This window comes from Amycolatopsis sp. NPDC049868, from assembly GCF_044461365.1.
In the GTDB taxonomy this organism is placed as follows: domain Bacteria; phylum Actinomycetota; class Actinomycetes; order Mycobacteriales; family Pseudonocardiaceae; genus Amycolatopsis.
Map to the genome: position 1 here is coordinate 162,683 of NZ_JBITKV010000005.1, position 26,919 is coordinate 189,601.

The 26,919-nt window shown below is 70.7% G+C and carries 10 protein-coding genes; all 10 read left to right on the forward strand.

The window, feature by feature from the left end; all coding sequences use genetic code 11:
- Positions 1-172 precede the first annotated feature (172 nt).
- Positions 173-12,181, forward strand: a complete 12,009-nt coding sequence (locus ACIBTM_RS22565) for an amino acid adenylation domain-containing protein (protein ID WP_395879038.1) — start codon at positions 173-175, stop codon at positions 12,179-12,181.
- Between the two features lie 180 nt (positions 12,182-12,361).
- Positions 12,362-17,923, forward strand: coding sequence for an amino acid adenylation domain-containing protein (locus ACIBTM_RS22570; protein WP_395879039.1), 5,562 nt, complete (start codon positions 12,362-12,364; stop codon positions 17,921-17,923).
- 11 nt (positions 17,924-17,934) lie between these two features.
- On the forward strand, positions 17,935-18,144 hold the full coding sequence (locus ACIBTM_RS22575) for an MbtH family protein (RefSeq protein WP_395879040.1): 210 nt from the start codon (positions 17,935-17,937) through the stop codon (positions 18,142-18,144).
- Between the two features lie 194 nt (positions 18,145-18,338).
- Entirely contained in the window at positions 18,339-19,514 is a 1,176-nt protein-coding gene (locus tag ACIBTM_RS22580; protein ID WP_395879041.1) for a cytochrome P450, read from the forward strand.
- A gap of 22 nt (positions 19,515-19,536) precedes the next feature.
- A complete protein-coding gene (locus tag ACIBTM_RS22585; RefSeq protein WP_395879042.1) occupies positions 19,537-20,694 on the forward strand; it encodes a cytochrome P450 in 1,158 nt (385 codons plus the stop codon).
- Positions 20,684-21,880 carry a cytochrome P450 gene (locus ACIBTM_RS22590; protein WP_395879044.1) on the forward strand — a complete coding sequence of 399 codons (1,197 nt, stop codon included), beginning with the start codon at positions 20,684-20,686 and terminating at the stop codon, positions 21,878-21,880. The genes ACIBTM_RS22585 and ACIBTM_RS22590 overlap by 11 nt, the downstream gene beginning before the upstream one ends.
- Before the next feature lie 132 nt (positions 21,881-22,012).
- On the forward strand, positions 22,013-23,254 hold the full coding sequence (locus tag ACIBTM_RS22595; RefSeq protein ID WP_395879045.1) for a cytochrome P450: 1,242 nt from the start codon (positions 22,013-22,015) through the stop codon (positions 23,252-23,254).
- Positions 23,255-23,266: 12 nt separating this feature from the next.
- Entirely contained in the window at positions 23,267-24,424 is a 1,158-nt protein-coding gene (locus ACIBTM_RS22600; RefSeq protein ID WP_395879046.1) for a glycosyltransferase, read from the forward strand.
- A 33-nt stretch (positions 24,425-24,457) separates the two neighbouring features.
- On the forward strand, positions 24,458-25,675 hold the full coding sequence (locus ACIBTM_RS22605; RefSeq protein ID WP_395879047.1) for a glycosyltransferase: 1,218 nt from the start codon (positions 24,458-24,460) through the stop codon (positions 25,673-25,675).
- Between the two features lie 16 nt (positions 25,676-25,691).
- On the forward strand, positions 25,692-26,912 hold the full coding sequence (locus ACIBTM_RS22610) for a glycosyltransferase (RefSeq protein ID WP_395879048.1): 1,221 nt from the start codon (positions 25,692-25,694) through the stop codon (positions 26,910-26,912).
- Positions 26,913-26,919 lie beyond the last annotated feature (7 nt).

Below are 26,919 nucleotides of genomic sequence, written 5' to 3' on the forward strand. Positions count from 1 at the left end.
TTGTCACCCCCCCCACACCGCTTGCAGGAAAACGCGGCCCGTTGGACATGTTGTCCGTGCCGACCCTTCGGGCGACGATTCTGCGGGGGGACATGCCGCGTTCGACGTCGGCTCTTCGACTTCGCGCAGGACGGGATTCGCCGAAGGACTTCGCTGATCGAGGGAGATATTGATGGCTCAGTCGCGGATCGAGGACATCTGGCCGCTGTCGCCGTTGCAGGCAGGGCTGGTCTTCCACGCGGTCTACGACGGTGAGGGGCTCGACGTCTACATTGGACATTGGGTCCTGGAGCTGGACGGGCCGGTGGACGCGGCGAGGCTGCGCGCGGCGTGGGAGGCGCTGCTGGCCAGGCACGCTTCACTGCGGGCCTGTTTCCGGCAGCGCAAAACCGGTGAGACCGTGCAGATCATCGCCAGGCGGGTCGAGCTGCCGTGGCGCGAGGTCGACCTGTCCCATCTCGAAGAGCCCGAAGCCGCCGTGCACGAGCTGGCCGAAGAGGACCGGACGAAGCGGTTCGACCTCGCGACGGCGCCGTTGCTGCGGCTGACCTTGATCCGGCTCGGCGACGACAGCCATCGCCTCGTGGTGACCTGCCATCACGCGATCATGGACGCCTGGTCCCTGCCCATCGTGTTCGACGAGTTGTCGGCGCTGTACGCGGCGGCGGAGCTGCCCGAAGTCACGCCGTACCGCGAATATCTCGCGTGGCTGAGCCGCCAGGACAAGACGAAGGCGCTCTCGGCCTGGACGAAGGAACTGGGCGACCTCGAGTCGCAGACGCTGGTCGCGCCCGCCGATCCGGGACGGGCGCCCGGAATTCCCGAGAGCGTGACGGTCGAACTGCCCGCGGAGCTCACCCGCTCGCTGGAGGAACTGGCCCGCGGCAACGGACTCACGCTGAACACGGTGGTGCAGGGCGCGTGGGCGCTGGTGCTGGCCCAGCTGACCGGCCGCACGGACGTCGTGTTCGGCGCGGTGGTCTCGGCGCGCCCGCCGGATCTGCCCGGGGTGGAAGGAATGGTGGGGCTGTTCCTCAACACCGTCCCGGTGCGCGCGCGGCTGCGTGGCCAGGCGCCGGTCGTCGAGATGCTGGCGGAGCTCCAGAAGCGGCAGTCGGCGCTCATTCCCGACCAGTTCGTCGGGCTGGCGGACATCCAGCAGGCGGCCGGTCCCGGCGCGAGCTTCGACACGATGATCGTCTTCGAGAACTTCCCGCGCGAGCTCGGCGGGCCGGAGTCCGCCGCTCCCTTCGGTATTCGCGTGAACCAGGGCCAGGAAGCGGCCCACTATCCGCTGACGCTGGTCGCCGTCCCCGGCGAGTCGATGCTCGTCAAACTCGACTACCTCACGGACCTCTTCGACGAGGCGGCCGCGCTCGCCATCGTCGGGCGGTTCACCGGCGTGCTGCGTCAGCTGACGCGTGATCTCACCGTCGCCGATGTCGAGGTCACCAGCGAGGCCGAGCGCGAAACGGTCGGTCGCTGGGGCACGTCGGCCGAGGCGCGGCCGGACGTCCTGGCACCGGACCTGTTCGTCCGGCAGACCGAAAGCCGCCGCGACGCGGTGGCCGTCGTCGCCGGTGACGAGACGCTGTCGTACGGAGAGCTGGCCGGGCGCGCCGAGCGGCTCGCCGGGTACCTGAGCGGCAAGGGAGTCCGGCGCGGCGATCGGGTCGCCGTCGTGATGGACCGGTCGCCCGACCTCATCGCGACCCTGCTCGCGGTGTGGAAGGCGGGAGCGGCGTACATCCCGCTCGACCCCGCGTATCCGGCGGAACGCGTGAAGTTCATGCTGGCGGACGCGGAACCGGCGGCGGTGGTGTGCACGGAAGCGCACCGGGACGCCGTCCTCGACGGCGGTCTCGCCCCGATCGTCCTCGACGATCCGGAGATCCGGCGAGCGGTCGCGGAGTCCGCGCGGCTGTCGATCGGCGCTACTGCCGACGATGTCGCGTACGTGATGTACACGTCGGGGTCGACGGGGACGCCGAAGGGTGTCGCGGTGTCGCACGGCAACGTCGCGGCACTGGTCGGCGAGCCCGGCTGGGACGTCGGTCCCGAAGACGCCGTGCTGATGCACGCCTCGCACGCTTTCGACATCTCGCTTTTCGAGATGTGGGTGCCGCTGCTGTCGGGCGCGCGGCTGGTGCTCGCCGGATCCGGGGTGGTGGACGGCGAGGCGCTGGCCGGTTACGTGGCGGACGGTGTCACGGCCGCTCACCTGACCGCCGGGAGTTTCCGGGTGCTGGCCGAGGAAGCGCCGGAGTCGGTCGCCGGGCTGCGCGAGGTGCTGACCGGTGGCGACGCGGTGCCGCCTGCCGCGGTCGAGCGCGTGCGGCGGACGTGCCCGGACGTGCGGGTGCGGCATCTCTACGGGCCTACCGAGGCCACGCTGTGCGCGACGTGGTGGCTGCTCGAACCCGGCGACGAGATGGGCGCGGTGCTGCCCATCGGCCGTCCGCTCGCGGGACGCCGGGTCTACGTCCTCGACGCGTTCCTGCGGCCGGTTCCCCAGGGCCTGCCGGGGGAGCTGTACGTCGCCGGAGCCGGTGTGGCGCAAGGCTATCTGGGCCGTTCGACGCTGACGGCCGAGCGGTTCGTCGCGGATCCGTTCGCGCCGGGCGAGCGCATGTACCGGACCGGGGACCTGGCGTACTGGACGGAGAAGGGCACGCTGGCGTTCGCCGGCCGCGCCGACGACCAGGTGAAGATCCGCGGCTACCGCGTGGAGCCCGGGGAGATCGAGGTGGCGCTCGCCCGCCTGCCCGGTGTCGCCCAGGCCGTGGTGATCGCCCGTGGTGAGCAGCTGATCGGGTACGCCGTGCCCGAAGCGGGGCAGGATCTCGACCCGGCGCGGCTGAGCGGCACACTGGCCGAGACGCTGCCCGAGTTCATGATCCCGGCCGCGATGCTGGTGCTGGACGAATTGCCGTTGACCGTCAACGGGAAGGTGGACCGGCAGGCGCTGCCCGAACCGGACTTCTCTTCGAAGGCGGCGGGCCGGGAGCCCTCGACCGAGGACGAACGAGTCCTTTGTGGAGTGTTCGCCGACGTCCTCGGGCTGGAGCGGGTCGGCGTCGAGGACAGCTTCTTCGAGCTGGGCGGAGACTCGATCTCGTCGATGCAGGTGGCCGCCCGCGCCCGGCGCGAGGGGATCTCCCTGACGCCGCGGCTGGTGTTCGAGCACCGGACCCCCGAGCGGCTGGCGGCCCTGGCCAAGGAAACCCAGGCCGCACCCTCCACAGTGGACTCCGGAGTCGGTGAGATCCCGATGACGCCGGTGATGCTCGCCCTCGGGGAGAACGCCGTGCGGCCCGGCTTCGCGCAGGCGAGGGTCCTCGTCACCCCGGCAGGATTCGCCAAGGACGCGCTGGTGAAGGCCCTGCAGGCGGTGCTGGACACCCACGATCTGCTGCGGGCGCGGGTGGAATCGGGGCGGCTGATCGTGCCCGGGCCGGGTGCGGTGGACGCGGCCGCGCTGGTGACGCGCGTCGAGTCCCGGAGCCTGGACGAGACCGCCGAACGCGAGGTCCGGGCGGCGACGGCCACGCTGGACCCGGCGGCCGGGACCATGCTGCGCGCGGTGTGGATCGACGATCCGGAATCCGGGCAGGGCAGGCTGGCGCTGGTGGCGCATCACCTGGCCGTCGACGCGGTCTCGTGGGGAATCCTGCTGCCGGATCTGCGCTCGGCCTACGAAGACGCCGCGCTCGAACCCGTGACGACGTCGTACCGGCACTGGGCCCGGCGGCTGGCCGAGCAGGCCCGCGACGAGCGCACCGTGGCCGAAACCGAACGCTGGATCGCTCTCCTCGACGGGGCGGAACCGGCCGTGGAGCTGAGCGCCGGGAAGACGCACTCGTGGTCCGCGACGCTGTCCGGCGCCGTGGCGAACGACCTGCTGACCCGGCTGCCGAACGCCTTCCACTGCGGGATCCAGGACGTCCTCCTGGCGGGTCTCGCGGGCGCGGCGACGCGGCTGCGCGGATCCGGCGGCGCACTCTTGGTGGACGTCGAAGGCCACGGCCGGGAGGCCGCCGACGGCGAAGACCTGTTGCGCACGGTGGGCTGGTTCACCAGCGTGCACCCGGTCCGCTTCGACGTCTCGACGGGGAACTTGCTGAAAACCGCCAAGGAACAGATCCGCGCCGTCCCCGGCGACGGGCTCGGCTACGGGCTGCTGCGCTACCTCAACCCCGAAACCGGCGCCAGGCTGGCGGAGCTGCCGTCCGCGCAGATCGGCTTCAACTACCTCGGCCGCACCAGCCTGTCGGCCAAGGACCGTGCGTGGCAGCCGGCGGGCGAAGGGCCGCTCGGCGGTGGGCCGGACATGATCCTGGCCCATCCCGTCGAGGTCGGCGCCGAAGTGCAGGACACGCCGGACGGGCCGCGGCTCGGGCTCGCCATCGACGGCCGGGATGTCGACCCCGCCACGGTGGAACGCCTCGGCGAGGCCTGGCTGGCGGCACTGAACGCGCTCGCGGGCGATCCCGCCGCGGGCGGGCACACGCCGTCCGACTTCGCTCTCGTCGAGCTGGCGCAGCGGGACGTGACGGAGCTGGAAGCCGCGACGCCGGGCCTGACCGACATCTGGCCGCTTTCGCCGCTCCAGGAAGGCATGCTCTTCGAACGGGCCGTCGCCGACGACGGCGTCGACGTCTACCAGAGCCAGCGGATCCTGGACCTCGACGGACCGCTCGACGCGGACCGGCTGCGCGCCGCGTGGAATCAGGTGGTCGCCCGGCACGATTCGCTCCGGACGGGCTTCCACCAGCTGGGGTCCGGCGAACCGGTGCAGGTCGTCGCCGCCGAGGCCGAGATCCCTTGGCGCACGGTCGATCTGTCGCATGTCGGGGAGGCGGACGCGGCCGCGGAAATCGAGCGGCTGCTCGCCGAGGACCAGGCCGAGCGGTTCGACGTGACCAAGGCGCCGCTGCTCCGGCTGATGCTGATCAAGCTGAGCCCCGTGCGGCACCGGTTCGTGCTGACGTCGCACCACGTTCTCCTGGACGGCTGGTCCACTCCGCTCGTCCTGGGCGAGGTGTCGATCGCGTACGCGGGCGGGCGCGGTCCGTCGAAGTCACCGTCCTATCGGGACTATCTGAGCTGGCTGAGTCGTCAGGACGAGCAGGCGACGCGGGCGGCGTGGCTGGCCGAACTCGCCGGTTCCGACGAGCCGACCGTGGTGGACGCCGACGCGGACAAGGCGATGGTCGTCCCGGGGGAGCACGCGGAATGGCTGCCCGAGGCGGCGACGCGGGCCCTCACCGGTTTCGCCCGCGGTCACGGCCTGACACTGAGCACGATCGTGCAGGGCGCGTGGGCGCTGGTGCTGTCGCGGCTCGCGAGCCGGACGGACGTCGTGTTCGGGACGGTCGTCTCCGGCCGTCCGGCGGACGTGCCGGACGTGGAACAGATGGTGGGGATGTTCATCAACACCGTCCCGGTCCGCGTGCGCCTCGACGGCGATCTGCCGGTGCTGGAAATGCTCCAGGACCTGCAGGCCCGCCAGTCGGCGTTGACCGAGCACCAGTATCTGGGGCTGTCGCAGGTGCAGCGCGCGGCGGGGGCGGGCGCGGTCTTCGACACCATCGTGATGATCGAGAACTACCCGCACGACGCCGACGGTCTCGGCGACGACGGCGGCGTCTCGATCAGCTCGGTCGTGACCAGGACCGGCACCGGCTATCCGCTGACCATGAGCGTTTCGCCCGGCAAGACCCTGCAGATCCGCGTGGCCTACCGGCCCGACCGGATCGAGGCGGGTACGGCGGCCGAGGTCGCCAGGCAGGTCGTGCGGGTGCTGGAACGAGTGCCGGCGGAGGCCTCGCTTCCCGTGGGGCGTCTCGGCGTGACGAGCGAACCGGCGCGTGCTTCCGTGGTGGAGCGGTGGAACGCGACGGGCGAGGCGACGTCCGGGACCACGGTGCCGGAGCTGTTCCGGCGGCGGGCCGGGGAGTCGCCGGACGCGGTGGCGGTCGTCGACGGGGACCGCACGCTGTCCTACGCCGAACTCGACCGGGAATCCGATGGGCTGGCCGGGTACCTGGCCGCGCGGGGTGTACGGCGCGGTGACCGCGTCGGTGTCGTGATGGAACGCGGCGCGGATCTGCTCGTCGCGCTGCTCGCGGTCTGGAAGGCCGGTGCGGCACAGGTTCCGGTGAACGTGGACTATCCGGCCGAGCGGATCGAGCGGATGCTGGCCGATTCCGGTGCGGCGCTGGCGATCTGCGTGGCGGCGAGCCGCGACACGGTGCCGGAGGGGATCGAGCCGGTCGTCATGGGCGCGACGGAGCACGCGGCGCCGTCCGTCACCGTCGGCGCGCACGACACGGCCTACGTGATGTACACGTCGGGATCGACCGGCGTGCCCAAGGGTGTCGCGGTGCCGCACGGCAGTGTCGCGGCGCTGGCAGGCGACCCGGGCTGGTCGCAGGGGCCCGGGGATCGCGTGCTGCTGCACGCTTCCCACGCTTTCGACGCGTCACTGGCCGAGATCTGGGTGCCGCTGGTGAGCGGGGCCACCGTCGTGGTGGCGGAACCGGGCGCGGTCGACGCGCAGCGGGTGCGGGAAGCGGTCGAAAGCGGCGTCACGACCATTCACCTGACGGCCGGGACCTTCCGCGTGGTGGCCGAGGAAGCGCCGGAATCCTTCACCGGACTGCGGGAGATCCTGACCGGCGGTGACGCGGTACCTCTCGCCTCCGTGGAGCGGATGCGCCGCGCCTGCCCGGATGTCCGGTTCCGGCAGCTTTACGGCCCCACCGAAATCACCCTGTGCGCCACCTGGCTCGTCCTCGAACCGGGTGCCGAAACGGGCGAGGTCCTGCCGATCGGCGGGCCGCTGGCCGGACGGCGGGCGTACGTGCTCGACGCGTTCCTGCAGCCGGTGGCGCCGGGGGTGACCGGCGAGCTGTACCTCGCCGGTGCCGGTCTGGCACACGGCTATCTGGGCGCTCCGAACGCGACGGCGCAGCGCTTCGTCGCGAACCCGTTCGCGGCCGGGGAGCGTATGTACCGCACCGGCGACCTCGCGCGCTGGACCGAGGACGGCGAGTTGCTGTTCGGCGGCCGGGCCGACTCCCAGGTGAAGATCCGGGGCTACCGCGTCGAACCGGGCGAGATCGAGGTGGCGCTGACCGCGCTGCCCGAGGTCGCGCAGGCCGTCGTGGTGGCCCGTGAGGAACGTCCCGGTGAGAAGCGGCTGATCGCCTACGTCACCGCGGAATCGGAACTGGACGCCGACGCGGTCCGCGCGCGGCTGGCGGAGCGGCTGCCGGCGTTCATGGTGCCCGCGGTGGTGCTCGTGCTGGACACCTTCCCGTTGACCCTCAACGGGAAGATCGACCGCGCCGCCCTGCCCGCACCCGAGTTCGCCGGGAAGCCCGCCGGTCGCGAGCCGCGGACCGAAGCCGAACGCGTGCTGACCGATCTGTTCGCCGAGATCCTCGGAGTGGACCGGGTCGGCGCGGACGACAGCTTCTTCGAACTGGGCGGCGACTCGATCCTCTCGATGCGGCTGGCCGCCCGCGCCCGGCGCGAGGACTACGTCTTCGGTGCCAAGCAGGTCTTCGAGCAGAAGACGCCCGCGGGGATCGCGGCGGTCGCCGGACGCGGTGTGCGGCAGGCCGAGGTCGCCGACGGCGTCGGCGAGGTGCCGTGGACCCCGGTCGTGCGGGCGCTGCTCGAACGCGATCCCGGCGCGATGTCCCGGGGCGCGCTGGCGCAGTGGGTGACCGCGGGTGTGCCCGGCGACCTGACGGAGACGGTGCTGAAGGCCGGTCTGCGTTCGGTGATCGACACGCACGACCTGCTGCGGAGCCGGGTGATCGACTCCGGTCTGGTCGTGGCCGAGCGGGGAACCGTCGACGCCGCCGCATTGCTGCGGCGAGTCGAAGCCGGAGACGGCGACCTCGACGAGATCGCGGAGCGCCACGCGCACGAGGCCGCCGGACGGCTCGATCCCGTCGCGGGTGTGATGTTCCAGGCCGTCTGGGTGGATGCGGGAGCCAAGGGGCGGCTCGTGCTGGCCGCCCACCACCTCGCGGTCGACGTCGTGTCGTGGCGGGTCCTGCTCGCCGATTTGCAAGCGGCGTGCGAGGAACCGGTGCTCGACCCGCCGCCCGTCTCGTTCCGGCGCTGGGCGCGGACGCTGGCCGATCAGGCGGCGTCGCGGACCGGGGAATTGGAGCTGTGGAAGGGAATCCTCGACGGCGCACAGGCGCGGGTCGGCGAACTCGACCCCGAGCGCGACACCATCGCGACCTCGGGTCGCCGTTCGTGGACCTTGCCGCGGGAGCGCGCGAGCGTGCTCGCGGAGAAGGCGACGTCGGCCTTCCACTGCGGCATCCACGAGGTGCTGCTGGCCACCCTCGCCGGTGCGGTCACCCACTGGCGCGGCGGGACCGCCGTCGTGGTGGACGTCGAAGGCCACGGCCGTCAGCCGCTCGACGGGATGGATCTGTCGCGGACGCTCGGCTGGTTCACCGATGTCCATCCGCTGAGGTTGGACACCTCCGGGGCGGACACTCCTGGCCAGTTGGTGAAGCAGGTCAAGGAAAACGTGCGCGCGGTCCCCGACGGCGGGCTCGGCTACGGGATGCTTCGGTATCTCGACGACGAAGCCGGGAAGGTCCTCGCGGCACTGCCGTCCCCGGAGATCGGGTTCAACTACCTCGGCCGGTTCTCGCCCCGGCCTGACGGCGACGCGGAACCCTGGCAGCTGGCCGGGACCATCGGCGGCACGGCGGAGGACGACCTGCCGCTGCGGCACGCCGTCGAAATCGACGCGGTGGTGCTCGACGGTGCCGGCGGACCCGAGTTCACCCTGACCGTCACCTGGGCGGAGCGGCTGCTCACGGAAGCCGACGCGGAATCGCTCGGCAAGGCGTGGCTCGACATGCTGACCGGGCTCGCGATCCACGCCGAAAGCGGCGCGGGAGGACACACGCCGTCCGATTTCCCGCTCATCGAGCTGACGCAGCGGGAAGTGGCGGACGTCGAGGCCCTCGTCCCGAGCCTGCACGACATCTGGCCGCTTTCCCCGCTGCAGGAAGGGTTGCTGTTCCACGCGGTCGACGAGCGCGGCCCGGACGTCTACGCCGGTATCCGCGACATCATCCTCGACGGGCCGCTCGACGTCGCCCGGTTCCGCGCGTCGTGGCAGACCCTGCTCGACCGGCATCCCGCGCTGCGGGCGGGCTTCCACCGGCTCGGCTCCGGCACGGCCGTCCAGGCCGTCGTCCGCGACGTTCCGGTGCCGTGGAAGGAAACCGACCTGTCCCGGCTGCCCGAGGCCGAGGCGCTGGCCGAGTTCGAGCGGCTCGCGGCGGAGTCCCACGCCGAGCGGTTCGACCTGGCGAAGGCACCGCTGCTGCACCTGCACCTGGTGCGGTTCGGCGACCGCAGGCACCGGCTGGTGCTCCGGTCGCACCACATCTCGGCCGACGGCTGGTCGCTTCCGGTCTTCCTCGGCGAGGTGATGGCGGCGTACGAAGCCGGCGGTGACGGCCGGACGCTGCCCGTGCCGACGTCGTACCGGGAGTACCTCGCCTGGCTTTCCCGCCAGGACAAGGCGGCCGCGAAGGAGGCGTGGCGGACCGAACTCGCCGGGCTCGACGAGGCGACCCACGTGGTGCCGCCGGACACGATCGCCGTGCCCATCGAACCGGACCGCGTCCGCTTCGAACTCGACGCCGGGCTCAGCGCCCGCCTGATGGAGTTCACGCGGCGGCACGGCGTCACCACGAACACGCTTTTCCAAGGTGTCTGGGCACTTCTGCTGGCCAGGCTGACCGGACGCGAGGACGTCGTCTTCGGGACCACGGTGGCCGGACGACCGATCGAGATCCCCGGTGTCGAATCCGCGGTCGGCCTGTTCATGAACATGCTGCCGGTCCGTGCCCGGCTCACCGGCGACCGGCCGTTCCTGGAGATGCTGGCGGATCTGCAGGAACGTCAGGTCGCGCTGATGCCGCATCAGCACGTCGGACTGACCGAGATCAACCAGCTCGCCGGTCCCGGCGCGGCCTTCGACACGATCGTGGTGTTCGAGAACTACCCGCCGCCGCCCCCGCCGTCCGACGATCCCGACGTCCTCGCGTTGCGCCCGGCGGGGATCCCGGACGACACCGGTCACTATCCGTTGTCCATCCGCGCTTCCGAAGGCGGCGGTGTCCACGGAGAGGTGATCTACCGGCCGGACGTGTTCGACCGGACGCGGATCGAGGAGATCGTCGCCTCGATCATCCAGGCGCTCGACCAGGTCGTGACCGAACCTCGGGTGCCGGTCGGGCGGGTCGCCCTGATCGGGCCGGAGCAGCGTCGCCTGGTGATCGACGAGTGGAACCGGACCGAGGTGCCGTTCGAGCCCGAAGCCCTTCCGGTGTTGTTCCGCCGTCAGGTGGAGAAATCACGCGACGCGGTGGCGATCGAGGACGCGAAGCGGACTTTGACCTTCGGCGGGCTGATCGGCGAGGTCGAGACGCTGGCGCGGTTGCTCGCCGGGCTGGGCGTCCGGCGGGAGACCAGGGTCGGTGTCCTGGTCGAGCGATCGGCCGAACTCGTGGTGACCATGATGGCCGTGTCGTTCTCCGGCGGGGCGTTCGTACCGGTCGACCCGGACTATCCGGCCGAGCGCATCGAGCTGATGCTGACGAGTTCGGCGCCGCGGGTGCTGGTGTGCACCGCGGCCACGCGGGCGGTCGTGCCGCCGACGTTCGACGGCGAAATCCTGATGCTGGAAGAACTTCCGGCCGCGGATCCGGCTGTCGTCCTGCCGCCGGTGAAGCCGACCGACGCGGCGTACGTGATTTACACGTCGGGGTCGACGGGGGTGCCGAAGGGTGTCATGGTCACCCACTCCGGGCTCGGGAACCTGGCGACGGCGCATATCGAACGCCTTGGTGTGACGTCGTCCTCACGGGTTCTTCAGCTGTCCGCGATCGGCTTCGACGCGATCGTTTCCGAGCTGTACATGTCCCTGCTGGCCGGCGCGACCCTCGTGCTGGCCGACGCGGAGACCATGCCGCCGCGGGTGACGCTCGGCGACGCGCTGCGGCGCTGGGGGATCACGCATCTCACGGTGTCGCCGAGTGTGCTGGCGGTCGAGGAGGATCTGCCGGACACGCTGCGCGGCGTGCTGACCGGCGGCGAGGTGTGCACACCCGCGCTGGTCGACCGCTGGTCGCCGGGCCGCCGGTTCATCAACGCCTACGGCCCCACCGAGACGACGATCTGCTCGACCATGAGCGCCCCGTTGTCGCCGGGACACGAGGTGGTCCCGCTCGGCGGCCCGATCCGGAACGTGAAGCACTACATCCTCGACGCGTACCTGCAGCCGGTGCCGCCGGGTGTCGCGGGCGAGCTGTACATCGCCGGTGCCGGACTCGCCCGCGGGTATCTGGGGCGGCCGGGCCTGACGTCGGAACGGTTCGTCGCCGACCCGTTCACCCCTGGCGAGCGCATGTACCGCTCCGGCGACCGGTTCCGCTGGGCTCCCGACGGCGAGCTGATCTTCGTCGGCCGGGTCGACGCGCAGGTCAAGGTGCGTGGCTACCGGGTCGAACCCGCGGAGATCGAGAACGTGCTGGCCGAACATCCGGGCGTCGCCCAGGCGGCGGTCGCCGTGCACCGGGACGGGCCGGGCGACAAACGGCTGGTGGCTTACGTCGTGCCCTCGGACGACGCCGACGGCTCGCTGACGTCGGTGCTGCGCGAGATGGCGGCGCAACGCTTGCCGGAGTACATGATGCCCGCGGCGTTCGTGGCGCTGGAGAAGATGCCGCTCACCCCGAACGGCAAGCTCGACCACCGGGCGCTGCAGGCGCCCGACTTCTCCGGCATGTCCTCCGGACGCGACCCGCGCACGGCCATGGAGGCGAGGCTGTGCGACCTGTTCGCGGAGGTGCTCGGCCTGGAGCAGGTCGGGCCCGACGACAGCTTCTTCGAACTCGGCGGCGACTCGATCATCTCGATGCAGCTGTCGGCCCGCGCCCGCCGGGAAGGGCTGGAACTGAGCCCGTGGCAGGTGTTCGAAGAGAAGACACCGGAACGGCTGGCGACGCTCGTCAAGGAGATCCCGGCCGAAGGCGAGAGCACCCCGGAACCGGAGCCCGCCGGGGGTTCGCTCCTCGCGCTTTCCCCTGACCAGCTGGACCAACTCGAGGCCGGGTTCTCGTGATCAAGTACCGCACTCACGTGCTTGGACACCGCACTCACGTGTTTGGGGCCGGAACTCACGTGCGCGGCCCCGATCACGCGAGTTCCGCCTCTGATCACGTGAGTCCCGCCTCCAAGCACGCGAGATCGCCCAAACCGCACCACGCGAACGCGAGTTCACCCACTCACCAAGGAGCAGATCGTGACCGTTGACGACACTCGCGCGAAACCGCGTTCCAGCGTGGAGGACGTCTGGCCTCTTTCCCCGCTGCAGGAGGGAATGCTCTATCACACCGCGCTCGACGACGACGGGCCGGACACGTACACCGTGCAGACCGTCTACGGTATCGACGGCCCGCTGGACGCCGCGCTGCTGAGGGCGACGTGGCAGGCGCTGGTCGACCGGCACGCCGCGCTGCGGGCCTGTTTCCGGTACGTCAGTGGCGCGCAGATGGTGCAGGTCATCACCCGGGACGCGCAGATCCCTTGGCGCGAAACGGATCTCACCGGGCTGCCCGAGGAGATCCTCGAAAGCGAAGTGGACCGGCTGGCCGCGGACGAGCTGGCCGAGCGGCTCCGCATCGAGGTGGCGCCGCTGATGAAGCTGCACCTGATCCGGCTCGGCCCGGACCGCCACCGGCTCGTGCACACGCTGCACCACGTGCTGACCGACGGCTGGTCGATGCCGATCATCCACCGCGAGCTCGCCGCGATCTACGCGGCGGGCGGGGACGCGTCCGGGCTGCCGCCCACGGTGTCCTATCGGGACTATCTCGCCTGGCTCGGCAAGCAGGACAAGGAAATCGCCCGTGCGGCCTGGCGTGAGGAGTTCGCCGGGATCGACACGCCCACCGCGGTCGCGCCCGCCGATCCCGGCCGGGTGCCGGAGATCGACACCGCGATCGTCGAGCTGTCCACGGAACTGACCGACGGGCTGGCGAATCTGGCGCGCGGACACGACCTCACGCTGAACACCGTCGTGCAGGGCGCGTGGGCCGTCGTGCTGTCGCAGCTCGCCGGCCGGACCGAGGTCGTGTTCGGCGCGACCGCGTCGGGCCGCCCCGCCGAATTGGCGGGTGTCGAATCGATGGTCGGCCAGCTGCTCAACACCTTGCCGGTGCGCGTGCGGCTCGACGGTGCCCGGCGCGCGGTCGACCTGTTCGCGGAACTGCAGCGCGACCAGTCGGCGCTCATGGCCCACCAGCATCTCGGCCTGCAGGACGTGCAGGCCGTGGTCGGGCCCGGCGCGGTCTTCGACACGCTCGTCATCTACGAGAACTTCCCCCGCAAGGGGCTCGGCCAGGCACACGACGGCCTGACGCTGCGTCCGGTCAAACGCGGGCGCAACTCGTCGCACTATCCGTTCACCCTGGTCACCGGTCCCGGCGAGCGGATGCCGCTCATCCTCGACTACGACCGCGGCCTGTTCGACGAAAAGGTCGCCGGATCGGTCGTCGGCGCGCTGGCCCGCGTGCTGGAGCGGCTGGTCGCCGAACCCGGCATCCTCGTCGGCCGGTTGACGCTGCTGAGCGAGGCCGAGCGCGCCCTCGTGGTGGACGAATTCAACGCGACCGAGGGGCCGGTTCCCGGCGAATCCGTCGTCGAGCTGTTCGCCCGGCGGGTGGCGGAGGCGCCCGAGGCGGTGGCGATCACCGACGCCGACGGGGCGGATCTGACCTACGCCGCCCTCGATCAGGCCTCGAACCGGCTGGCCGCGCACCTGGCCGCCCGTGGCGTCGGCCGCGGCGACCGCGTGGGGGTGGCCATGGAACGGTCGCCCGATCTGCTGATCACGTTCCTGGCGATCTGGAAGGCGGGCGCCGCGTACGTCCCGGTGGACGTCGAGTACCCGGCCGAGCGGATCGCGTTCATCCTCGAAGACTCCGGGGTCTCGGTCGTCGTGTGCACCCAGGCCACCAGCGGGGTCGCGCCGACGGACGCGATCGTCCTCGACGCGCCGGAGACGCGCGCCGCCATCGACGCTTTCGCCGGCACGGCAACGGAATTCAGGCCGAGCGCGGATGACCTGGCGTACGTCATGTACACCTCCGGGTCCACCGGTCTGCCCAAGGGCGTCGGCATTCCGCACGGCGGTGTGGCAGGACTGGCGGGCGACCAGGGCTGGCAGATCGGCCCCGGCGACGGCGTGCTGATGCACGCGACGCACGTCTTCGACCCCTCGCTGTACGCGATGTGGGTGCCGCTTTCGACCGGTGCGCGTGTCCTGCTCACCGAGCCGGGCGTGCTGGACGCGGCCGGGGTGCGGCAGGCGGTCGCCCGCGGCGCGAACTACGTCCACCTCACCGCCGGGACCTTCCGTGCGCTGGCTGAGACTTCGCCGGAATGCTTCGACGGTCTGGTCGAAATCGGTACCGGCGGGGACATCGTGCCCGCGCAGTCCGTGGAGAACCTGCGACGGGCCCAGCCGAACCTGCGGGTGCGCAACACCTATGGGCCGACCGAAACCACGTTGTGCGCGACGTGGCTTCCGATCGAACCCGGCGACGTCGTCGACCGGGAACTGCCGATCGGCCACCCGATGACCAACCGCAGGATCTACATTCTCGACGCTTTCCTGCGGCCGGTCGCCCCTGGTGTAGCAGGCGAGCTGTACATCGCGGGAACGGGGCTGGCGCGCGGATATCTCGACAGCCCGGGCCTGACGTCCGAGCGGTTCGTGGCGTGCCCGTTCCTTCCGGGCGAGCGCATGTACCGCACCGGCGACCTAGCCCGCTGGACCCGCGGCGGCGAGGTGGTGTTCCTCGAACGCGCCGACGACCAGGTGAAGATCCGCGGCTACCGCGTCGAACTGGGCGAGGTCGAATCCGTGCTGGCCGCCCAGCCGGGCGTGGTCGAGGCCGTTGTCATGGCGCGCGAGGACCAGCCGGGTGAGAAACGGCTGGTCGGATATTTCGTCTCCGACGGCGGCGACGCCGGTCCGGAGGAGATCAAGCGGCAGATGGGTCTGGTGCTGCCCGCGTACATGGTCCCGATGGCGGTCGTCGCGCTGCCCGGCCTTCCGGTCACTCCCAACGGCAAGGTGGACCGCCGGGCACTGCCCGCACCGGATCTCGCGGGCCGCGCGTCGGAGAAGGCGCCCGAGAGCGAATCCGAGAAGGTGCTCTGCGAGCTGTTTTCGGAGATCCTCGGCGTCGACAACGTGGGTGTCGACGACGCCTTCCACGACCTCGGCGGTAGTTCGGCGCTGGCGATGCGGCTCATCGCACGGATCCGCGAGGTGATCGGCGTGGATCTGCCCATCCGGCAGCTGTTCTCCTCGCCGACGCCCGCCGGTGTCGCCAGGGCGCTCGCCGCGAAGTCGCGGCCCGCGCTGGAACCGGCCGAGCGGCCCGAGCGGGTTCCGCTCACCGCACGGCAGCTGCGCGCCTGGCTGCTGGCCAGCCCCGGCGAGGAGACCGCCGGTCTGCACATCTCGGTCGCGTTGCGCCTGCGCGGCAGGCTGGACGTGTCCGCACTGGGGGCGGCACTCGGCGACATCGCCGCCCGGCACGAGGTACTGCGCACGACCTTCCCCGGCGACGCGCAGAACGTCCGGCAGCTGGTCCACGAGCCCGCGGCCATCGAGCTGTCCCCGGTGCCCGCCACCGAGGAGGAGCTTCCCGGCCTGCTCGCCGGACTGCGCGCGTCGGTCTTCGACCTCACCAGTGAAGTGCCTTGGCGCTGCGACCTTTTCGCGCTCGCGGAGAAGGAACACGTGCTGCATCTGCGGCTGCACCGGATCCTCGCCGACGACGACTCGCTCGACGTGTTCTTCCGCGACCTGGCGGCCGCGTACGGCGCACGGCGTTCGGGGCGAGTCCCGGAGCGCGCGCCGCTGGCGCTGCAGTTCGCCGACTACGCGATCTGGGAACAGCGGCTGCTCGCGGACGAACAGGAACAGGGCAGCCTGATCAACGAGCAGGTCGTCTTCTGGCGGGACACCCTCACCGGGATCGAAGGCGAGACGGTGCTCCCGTTCGACCGGCCGCGTCCGGCCGTCCCGTCGCGCAAGGCGGGCACGGTCGAGCTGCGGCTGGGCGCCGAACCGTACGACCGGCTGACGAAAGCGGTGGAACGGCTCGGCGCGGACACGATCCACGTCGTGCACGCCGGGCTCGCCATGCTGCTGAGCAGGTTCGGCGCGGGCGAAGACCTGGTGATCGGGACGAAGCTGGCACGGGACGAGGACCTCATCGACCTCGAACCGATGATCGGGCCGTTCGCCCGGCCGCTCGCCCTGCGCACGGATCTCTCCGGTGACCCGACCTTCCTCGAAGTCGTCACGCGGGTGCAGGAGGCCGTCCGAGGCGCGCGTCAGCAGCTGGACGTGCCGTTCGAGCGGATCGTCGACCTGCTGGACCTGCCTGCCTCGCTGTCCCGCCACCCCGTGTTCCAGGTGGGGCTGGAGGTCGACGAGGAGGACATCGGCGCGTGGGACGCGGCCGAACTGCCCGCCCTGCGCACCAGTGTCGAACCCGGCGGCACCGAGGCCACGGAACTGGATCTCGCGTTCAAGCTCACCGAGCGGCTCGACGAGGACGACGACGAGGACGGCCTCGGCGGCACTCTTTCCTACGCCGCCGACCTCTTCGACGAGGCGACCGCGGAATCGGTGGCGCGGCGGCTGGTCCACGTCCTGGAGCAGGTCGCGGAGGATCCCCAGCGGCGGATCAGCGAGCTGGATCTCTTCCTCGACGAGACCGAACGCGGCCGTCCGGCGATCGCGCCGGCGCGGTGGGCCGGAGACGTGCCTTCGGTGGTCGCGGAACTGGGTCCGCTCGGCGCGCTCGTGCTCGACGCACAGCGGCGGCCGGTCGCCCCGGGTGTCGTCGGCGATCTCTACGTCACCGGTCCGGCGGTGGACGATGGCGAGTCCGGTGAGCCGTGCCCGTTCGGCGAGCCGGGCCACCGGATGCTGAACACCGGCCTGCTCGCCCGCAAAACCCCGGCCAAGACCCTGATCGTGGTGGGGGAGCGGCGCCGGACGAGCACCGCGGTGAAGACGGGCGACTACGAGATCCTGTTGCCGCTGCAGGCGGGCGGCGACCGGCCGCCGCTGTTCTGCGTCCACGCGAGCGGCGGGCTGAGCTGGAACTACGGGCCGCTGCTGCGGCATCTCCCCGCGAACCAGCCGGTCTACGGCGTGCAGGCGCGCGGCCTCGCGCGGACCGAACGCCTGCCGGAGAGCGTCGAGGAAATGGCGGCCGACTACCTCGCGCATATCCGTGCCGTGCAGCCGACCGGGCCGTACCACCTGCTCGGCTGGTCGCTCGGCGGCCGGATCGCGCAGGCGATGGCCGCGATGCTCGAAGCCGACGGGGAAGAACTCGGCCTCCTCGCCCTGCTCGACGCCTATCCCGTCTACATGGGACGGAACGCGACCGGCACGGTGACCGAAGAGGCCGCGCGCGACGAAGACGGCCTCCAGAAACGGAAACAGCAGGATCTGGAGCTGGCGGGCGGAATGGTCCAGGGCCCGGGTGCCCGGGAGCGGCTGGAAGCGGTCATGAAGAACCTCTGGAAGGTCGGGCCGCAGCACACCGCCTCGCCGTTCAACGGCGACATCCTGCTCTTCGTCGCCTCGGAGGACCGGCCGGCGCACCTGCCCGTGTCGGAGGCCGTCGCCGGGTGGAAGGACTTCACCAGCGGTGCCATCGAGCATCACGAGATCCCGACCAACCATTACGACATGGTGCAACCCGCGGCGTTGGTCCAGATTGGGTCCATCGTCGCCGAGAAGCTCCGGCCGCGGCCGGGCGCCTGAAAGGAAAACCGATGAGCAATCCCTTTGACAACGAAGACGGTTCCTTTTTCGTGCTGGTGAACGACGAGGGCCAGCACTCTCTCTGGCCGACGTTCGCCGAGGTGCCCGCCGGGTGGACCCGCGTGCACGGTGAGGCATCGCGCCAGGAATGCCTCGCCTACGTCGAGGAGCACTGGACGGACCTGCGGCCGAAGAGCCTGATCGCGGAAGTCAACGGCTGAGCGAAGGTGTCCAGCCGCTCAATGCGGACGGTTGGACGAGCTCGGCGAAGGGCGCTTTCCCCGTATCGCATGCGAGGAAAGCGCCCTTGAGCCCCCGCCTCCCATCCGGACGGTTGGACGAACTCGACGCTCGTCCGGCCGACCGGGAACATCCCTTCCGCGCGCGACGGCCGGTTGAAGCGAAAGGAACTGCCGTGTTCGAGGAGCTCAACGTCGTCAAGGGCTTGGAAATCCACCGGAGGAACCGATTCGATCCGGGGGCCGAACTCCTTTCCCTGATGGCCGAAGGCCCCATCTCCGCCTTGGGCACCGAGGAAGACGGTGAACGACGGACGGCGTGGCTCGCCACGGGATACGACGAGGTCCGCCAAGTCCTCAGCTCGGACAAGTTCAGCGCGCGGCTGATCTACGGCGGGACCGCGGCCGGGATCGCCTGGCCCGGTTTCCTCACCCACTACGACCCGCCGGACCACACACGCCTGCGCCGGCTGGTCACCCCGCCGTTCGCCATTCGGCGCATGCAGGGTTTCCGGCCGGAAGTCCAGCAGATCGTCGAAGACACCTTGGACACCATCGAGGACATGGGCGGTCCGGCCGACTTCGTCCCGCAGTTCGGCTGGGCCGTCGCCACGACGGCGACCTGCGACTTCCTCGGCATCCCGCGGGACGACCAGGCCGATCTGTCGCGCACCCTGCACGCCAGCCGGACCGAACGGACGGACAAACGGCGCAACGCGGCGGGCAACAAGTACATGCAGTACATGAACAAGGCCGTCGCCCGCGTCCGCCGCGATCCCGGCGACGACCTGTTCGGTGTCGTGGTGCGCGAACACGGTGACGAGATCACCGACGCGGAACTGGCCGGGGTGGCCGCGTTCATCATGGGCGCGGGCGGCGACCAGGTCGCCCGGTTCCTCGCGGCGGGCGCGTTGCTGATGGTCGATTTCCCGGAGCAGTTCGACATCCTGCGGGAACAGCCGGACAGCATCCCGGACTGGCTGGAGGAGCTGAACCGGTACCTCACGACCGACGAGAAGCTCCACCCGCGCATCGCCAAGGAGGACGTGACGATCGGCGGCCGTCTCGTCAAGGCCGGTGACACCGTCACGTGTTCCCTGTTGGGGGCCAACCGCGCGAACTTCCCGGCGCGAGAGGACGAATTCGACATCACGCGGGAGAAGTCGCCGCATGTCTCGTTCGGGCACGGTATCCATCACTGCCTCGGCAGGCCGCTGGCGGAGATGGTGTTCCGGGAGGCGATTCCCGCGCTGGCGAGGCGCTTTCCCAAGCTGAGGCTCGCCGAGCCTGAGCGCAAGCTCAAATTCGGACCACCCCCGTTCGACGTGGAAGCCCTGCTGCTCGACTGGTAGCGCCGGAAACCTGAGGAGAATCATGGTAGTTCCCTTGCCGCATCAGCGGATTCGGCTCGATCCGGCGCCGGAGCTCTCCGCGTTGCAAAAAGAAGGCCCCTTGCACCGGTACGACACGGAGACGGGGCTGAACGGCCGCAGGCAATGGTTGGTCACCGGGTACGACGAGGTGCGCGAGATCCTCGCCGACGCCACCCGGTTCAGCTCGATGCGGCCGGTCGACGACGAGGCGGACCGGGCCCATCTGCCCGGCATCCTGCAGGCCTACGACCCGCCCGACCACACCCGCCTGCGCGGGACGGTGGCCCCGGCGTTCAGCGTCCGCCGGATCGAGCGGTTGCGGCCCCGCGTGGAAGAGATCATCGAAGAGGGCCTGGACGATCTGGAGAGCATGGGCTCGCCGATCGACTTCGTCCGCTACGCCGGCTGGCCCATGCCGGCGCTCATCGCCTGCGAGTTCCTCGGTGTCCCGCGCGACGATCAGGCCGATCTGTCGCGGATGATCCGCGACAGCCGGGAAAGCCGGATCCCCAAGCAGCGGGCCCAGTCGAGCCTCGGTGTCGTCAACTACTGCGAGAAACTCGCGGCCCGCGAACGCCGCGATCCCGGCGACGAGCTGATCGGGTTCATCGCGCGCGAACACGGCGACAAGGTCAGCGACGAGGAACTGTCGGGGCTCGCCGAGGCGATCCTGATCGTGGCCGTCGAGCAGATGGCCGCCCAGCTGGCGCTGGCGGTGCTCCTGTTCGCGACGAACCCGGCCCAGTTGTCGCTGCTGCGCGAACGTCCGGAACTCGTGGACAGCGCGACCGAGGAGGTCCTGCGCTTCCCGACGATCGTCGAGGCTCCTTCGCCGCGGACGGCGCTGGTCGATCTGAACATCGCCGGATACGAGATCCACGCCGGTGACGTGCTGACCTGCTCGATGCTGGCGGTCAACCGCACGCTCGGCGACAAATTCGACATCACGCGGGAGAACAGCCCGGGGCATCTCGCCTTCGGGCACGGCATCCACCACTGTGTCGGCGCTCCGCTGGCCAGGCTCGAACTCCGGGTCGCGCTGCCGATCCTGGCCCGCCGGTTCCCCGGGCTGCGGCTGGCGGTGCCGGAGGAGGAGCTGCGGTTCGTGGCGGGCAAACCCGCGCCGTTCAACATCGAGGAGCTCCCCGTTGAGTGGTGAGGACACGCGTCCGCTGCACATTCGCAGGCAGGACCTCGATCCGGCGGACGAACTGCGCGCCGCCGGAGCACTGTCGAAGGTCACGGTGGGCACCGGCGCGGACGCCGAGACCATCTGGATGGCCGCGGGACATTCCGTCGTTCGCCAGGTTTTGGGCGACCACAAGCGATTCAGCACCCGGCGCCGGTGGCACGAGCAGGACGAGGTCGGCGGGCAGGGCATCTTCCGGCCGCAGGAGCTGGTCGGCAACCTGATGGACTACGACCCGCCCGAGCACACCCGGATGCGGCAGAAGCTGACGCCGGGGTTCACGCTGCGCAAGATGCGGCGCATGGAGCCGTACATCGAGCAGATCGTGTCGGAACGGCTCGATGCCATGGAGGACGAAGGTTCCCCCGCCGACGTGATCGAGCTCGTCGCCGACGAGGTGCCGGGAGCCGTGCTGTGCGAACTGATCGGGGTGCCCCGTGATGATCGCGCCATGTTCCTCAAGCTGTGCCACGGACATCTCGACGCGTCGCTGAGCCAGCGGAGACGGGCGGCCGCGGGCGAGGCGTTCTCCCGCTACCTGCTGGCGATGATCGCCAGGAACCGCGAGGAACCCGGCGAGGGGCTGATCGGAGCGGTCGTCGCCGAACACGGTGACGAGGCCACCGACGAGGAGCTGAGAGGCTTCTGCGTTCAGGTGATGCTGGCCGGTGACGACAACATCTCCGGCATGATCGGCCTGGGGGTGCTGGCGTTGCTGCGGCATCCCGAACAGCTCGCCGCGGTGCGGGGCGACGGGCAGGCGGCGGACCGGGCGGTCGACGAGCTGATCCGGTACCTCACGGTGCCGTACGCCCCGACACCCCGGACGGCCATGGAGGACGTCACCATCGGGGACGAGGTGATCAAGGAGGGCGAGACCGTCCTCTGCTCGCTCCCCATGGCGAATCGGGACCCCGCGCTGGTGCCGGATCCGGACCGGCTCGACCTCACGCGGGAGCCCGTGCCGCATGTGGCTTTCGGACACGGGATCCACCACTGTCTCGGCGCTTCGCTGGCCCGTCTCGAACTGCGCACGGTCTTCACGTTGCTGTGGCAGCGTTTTCCCGGCCTGAGGCTGGCGGATCCCGAGAAGGACATCATGTTCCGCCTCACCACACCGGCTTACGGGCTCACGAGCCTGATGGTCGAGTGGTGAGGGGGCGCTCCAAATGTGGCATCCGCCCCGTCCATGGCGGCGCTGGACGTCCCGCCTGATCGCGGTCGAAGATTGCGGCGCGGCCCCGGGCCGGACCGCAATTCCTGGTCTATGAAGGAGCTTCCACTCGGTATGGAGCACGCAATCGACGAGGTCGCGCCGGCCGTGGAGCCGACGGCGAACTACATGATGAGGACGCACTGCGACCCGCACGAGGATATGTTCACGTTGCGGGAGAAGGGCCCGTTGGTCCGGATTCTCGGTGACGCGTCCACGCAGCTCGGCAAGGGCTATGTCTGGCAGGCACTCGGTTACGACGTCGTGCGCAAGATCCTCGGCGACCACGAGAACTTCACGACGCGCCCCCGGCTGACCGAGGCCGAAGCCGAGCGGACGACCAACGGCGAAGACGTCCCCATGGCACCGCAGTTCGTCGGGCAGATCTCGACCTACGATCCGCCCGAGCACACGCGGCTGCGGCGGATGCTGACGCCGGAGTTCACCGTCCGCCGGATCCGGCGGCTGGAACCGGCGATACAGGAACTCATCGACGAGCGTCTCGACGAGGTGGAGGCCGAAGGCCCACCCGCTGACGTACAAGGACTTTTCGCGGATCCGGTGGGCGGCGGTGTCCTTTGTGAACTGCTGGGCATCCCGCGTGACGACCGCAACGAGTTCATCCGCCGCATCCGGCGCAACGTCGACCTCAGCCGCGGATTCAAAGCGAGGGCCGCCGACAGCGCGGCATTCAACCAGTACCTGCTCGGTCTCATCACCCGCCAGCGCAAGGATCCCGACGACGGTTTCCTCGGCATGCTGGTGCGCGAGCACGGGGACAACGTCACCGACGACGAGCTGAAGGGCCTGTGCACGGCGCTGCTCCTCGGCGGTGTCGAGACCGTCGCGGGAATGCTGGGCTTCGGAGTGCTCGCGCTCCTGGACCACCCCGAGCAGAAGCAGATGCTCTTCGAGGGGCGTGAAGAGGCGGACCGCGTCGTCAACGAATTGCTGCGGTATCTCTCGCCTGTGCAGCAGCCGAATCCGCGGATGGCGCTCCGGGACGTCGTCGTCGGCGGGCAGCTGATCAAGGCGGGGGATTACGTCCTCTGCTCGATCCTGATGGCCAACCGTGACGAAGCGCTGACACCGAACCCGAACGTCCTCGACGCGAGGCGCGCTCCGGTTTCGGACGTCGGATTCGGGCACGGCATCCATTACTGCATCGGCGCCGCGATCGCGCGGTCGGTGCTGCGGATGGCTTATCAGTCACTGTGGCAGCGATTCCCCGGGCTGCGCCTGGCGGTGTCCAACGACGACGTCAAGCTCCGGAACGCGTTCATCGACTGCCCGGATCAGTTGCCGGTCACCTGGTAGAGGGGAAGCGAAATGCGCGTGTTGTTGTGGGCGTGTGGATCACGCGGGGATGTCGAACCGCTGGTCGCGCTGGCGGCGCGGTTGAAGGAATCCGGTGCGGAGGTGCGGGTGTGCGCGCCGCCGGACAGCGCGGAGCGGCTGGCCGAGATCGACGTCCCGCTGGTGCCGGTCGCCCGGCCGGATCGCGGGATGAACGACGGCGAGGGGCGGGACCCCGAACTCGCGGCCGCCGGGATCGCCGTTCAGTTCGACCAGATGCCCGCCGTCGCCGAGGGGTGCGACGTCGTGGTCGCGACCGGTCTGCTGTCCGGTGCCGTCGCCGTGCGGTCGGTGGCCGAGAAGCTCGGAATCCCTTACTACTACGTCGCTTTGTGCCCGATCCATCTGCCGAGCCATCTCGAAGCGCCGCAGCGGGAGATGTACAACCAGGGCGCGGACGGCTTGTTCGGCGACGCGCTCAACGCCAAGCGGGCCGAGATCGGCCTGGCGCCGGTGCGGAACCTCTTCGACTACTGCTCCACCGAAAAGCCTTTGCTGGCAGCGGATCCGATCCTCGCTCCGCTGGAGCCGCGGCACGAAGCCGTGCAGACCGGTGCCTGGATCCTGCCCGACGAGCGGCCCCTTCCCGCGGATCTGGAAGCGTTCCTCGCCGCCGGACCGCCGCCGGTTTACGTCGGTTTCGGCAGCTCGTCCGGCACCGCCGACGCGGCGAAGGTGGCCATCGAGGCGATCCGCGCGAAGGGCCACCGCGTGATCCTTTCCCGTGGCTGGGCCGGTTTGGACCTGCCCGAGGACGAGGCCGACTGCTTCGCCGTCGACGAGGTGAACCTGCAGGAGCTGTTCCGCCGGGTCGCCGTCTCCATCCATCACGACGGCACCGGTACGACGCATATCGCCACCCGGGCCGGCTCCCCGCAGATCATCGTGCGGTCGATCGTCGGCCAGCAGTACTACTCCGACCGGGTCGCCGAGCTGGGGATCGGGGTCGCCCTGGAAGGGCCGGCCCCGAGCTTCGACGCCATGTCCGCCGCGCTCACCACGGCACTGGACCCCGGGACGCGGGCCAAGGCGATCGAGGTCGCCGACACGATCCGCGCCGACGGGACCACGGTGGCCGTGGCCCTGCTGCGTGACGCGGTCAGCCGCGAAAAGCCGTCGGTTCCCGCCTGAACCGCGACGGAAACCAAGAGAACGGGGAACCACGTGAAGCGCGTGTTGCTGGCGACGTCCGGAAGCCGAGGAGACGTCGAACCGCTGGTGGCCTTGGCCGTGCGGTTGCGGGAGGCGGGGGCCGAAGTGCGGATGGCAGCGCCGCCGGACTCCTCCGAGCGGCTGGCCGGGGTGGGCGTGCCGCTGGTGCCGGTCGGCCGGTCGACCCGCACCGCGATCAAGGACGCGAAGCCGCCGTCGCCCGAGGACGGGCCGCGGCTTTCGGCCGAGGCGATGGCCGTCCAGTTCGCCGAGGTCCCGGCCGCGGCCGAGGGGTGCGACGTCGTGGTGACGACCGGGATGCTGGCCACCGCGGTCGCCGTCCGGTCGGTGGCCGAGAAGCTGGGCATCCCCTACTACTACGGGTTCTACTGCCCGCGGTTCATCCCGTCGCCGCATTACGCGCCGCCGCCTCCGCTCGGCGAGCCGCCCGCGCCGGAAGGCGCCGACAACCGCGCGCTGTGGGAGCGCAACAGCCGTAGCGCCCTCAGGCGTTTCGGTGAACCGCTCAACAGCCAGCGGGCTGCGATCGGCCTGCCGCCGGTCGAGGACGTCTTCGGGTACGGCTTCACCGATCATCCCTTGCTCGCGGCCGACGCGTCGCTGGCCCCGCTGCAGCCGACGGATCTCGACGTCGTCCAGACCGGCGCTTGGACACTGCCCGACGAGCGGCCGCTTTCCGCGGAGCTGGAGGAGTTCCTCGCCGCCGGCCCGCCGCCGGTGTACGTCGGTTTCGGCAGCATGCGCGCCCCCGAGGAGGCCGCCAGGGTGGCCGTCGAGGCCGTGCGTGCCCACGGGCGCCGCGTGATCCTTTCCCGCGGCTGGGCCGATCTGGCGCTGATCGACGACCGCAGCGACTGCTTCGCGGCGGGGGAGGGCAACCAGCAGCTGCTGTTCGGCCGGGTCGCCGCCGCCGTCCATCACGGTGGTGCGGGTACGACGACCACCGCCACCCGGGCGGGGGTTCCCCAGGTCGTGGTCCCGCAGATCGCGGACCAACCGTACTTCGCGGGCCGGGTGGCCGAGCTGGGCATCGGCGTGGCGCACGACGGCCCGACACCGACCTTCGAGTCCCTGACCGCCGCGCTCGGGACGGCGCTCGCCCCGGAAACCCGGGAACGGGCGACGGCCGTGGCGGGCACGGTCCGCACCGACGGGGCCGCCGTGGCCGCGAAATTCCTCCTTGACGCGGTCGACCGCGTTTCCGTCTGAGACCAGGGGATACGAGATGCGTGTGTTGTTGTCGACGACCGGTCTCCGCGGAGACGTCGAGCCGGTGGTCGCGCTGGCGGTGCGGTTGCGGGAACTCGGCACCGAGGTGCGGGTTTGCGCGCCGCCGGACACCGAGGAGCGGCTGGCCGAGTTCGGCATCCCGGTCGTCCCGGTCGGGCAGTCGTTGCGCGCCATGATGCGGGGGATGTCGGAGGGGGAAGGACCGGAACCGAGGCGCCCCGCCGACGAGCTCGCCGAGCAGTTCGACGCGGTCCCGGCGGCCGCCGAGGGTTGTGACGTGGTGCTGGCGACCGGTGTCCTGTCCGCCGCCATCGGTGTGCGGTCGGTGGCGGAAAGCCTGGGCATCCCGTACTTCTACGCCGCCTACTGCCCGATCTACCTGCCGTCGCCGTATTACCCGCCGCCGCTGTCGCGGGGCGACGGACGGCCGCCCGAGGAGGCGATGGACGACAACCGGGCGCTCTGGGACTTCTACAACGACGTCTTCTCCAAGCGCTACGCGGACGCGCTCAACGGCCGTCGCGCGGCGCTGGGCCTGCCGCCGGTGGGGAACCTCGTCGAATACGGCTTCACCGAGCAGCCGTGGATGGCGGCGGATCCGGTGCTCGCCCCGCCGCGGCCGGAGCTCGGCGCCGTCCAGACCGGCGCGTGGATCCTGCCCGACGAGCGGCCGCTTTCCGTGGAGCTGGAGGAGTTTCTCGCCGCGGGGGAGCCGCCGGTGTACGTCGGTTTCGGCAGCACGCCCGAGATCGCGGACACGGTGAAGCTGGCCGTCGAGGCGATCCGGGCGCAAGGGCACCGAGTGGTCCTGTCCCGTGGCTGGGCGGACATGGCGCTTCCCGACGACGGAGCCGACTGTTTCTCCGTCGGGGAGGCGAATCTGCAGGCGCTGTTCGGCCGCGTCGCCGCCGTCGTCCACCACGCCGGCGGGGGTACGACGACCGTGGCCGCGCGGGCGGGCGTCCCGCAGGTCGTGCTGCCGCAGATCACCGACCAGCCGTACTTCGCCGAGCAGGTGGCCGCGCTGGGCATCGGTGTGGCGTTCGAGGAGTTCGGCCCGGCCCCGACCTTCGACTCGCTGTCCGCCGCGCTCGCCACCGCGCTGTCCCCGGAGACCCGGGCACGTGCGAAGGCCGTCGCGGGCACGCTCTGCGGCGACGGGACGACCGTGGCGGCGGAGCGCCTGCGCGCCGCCGTCGGCCGCGTTTCCGTTTGACCATCAA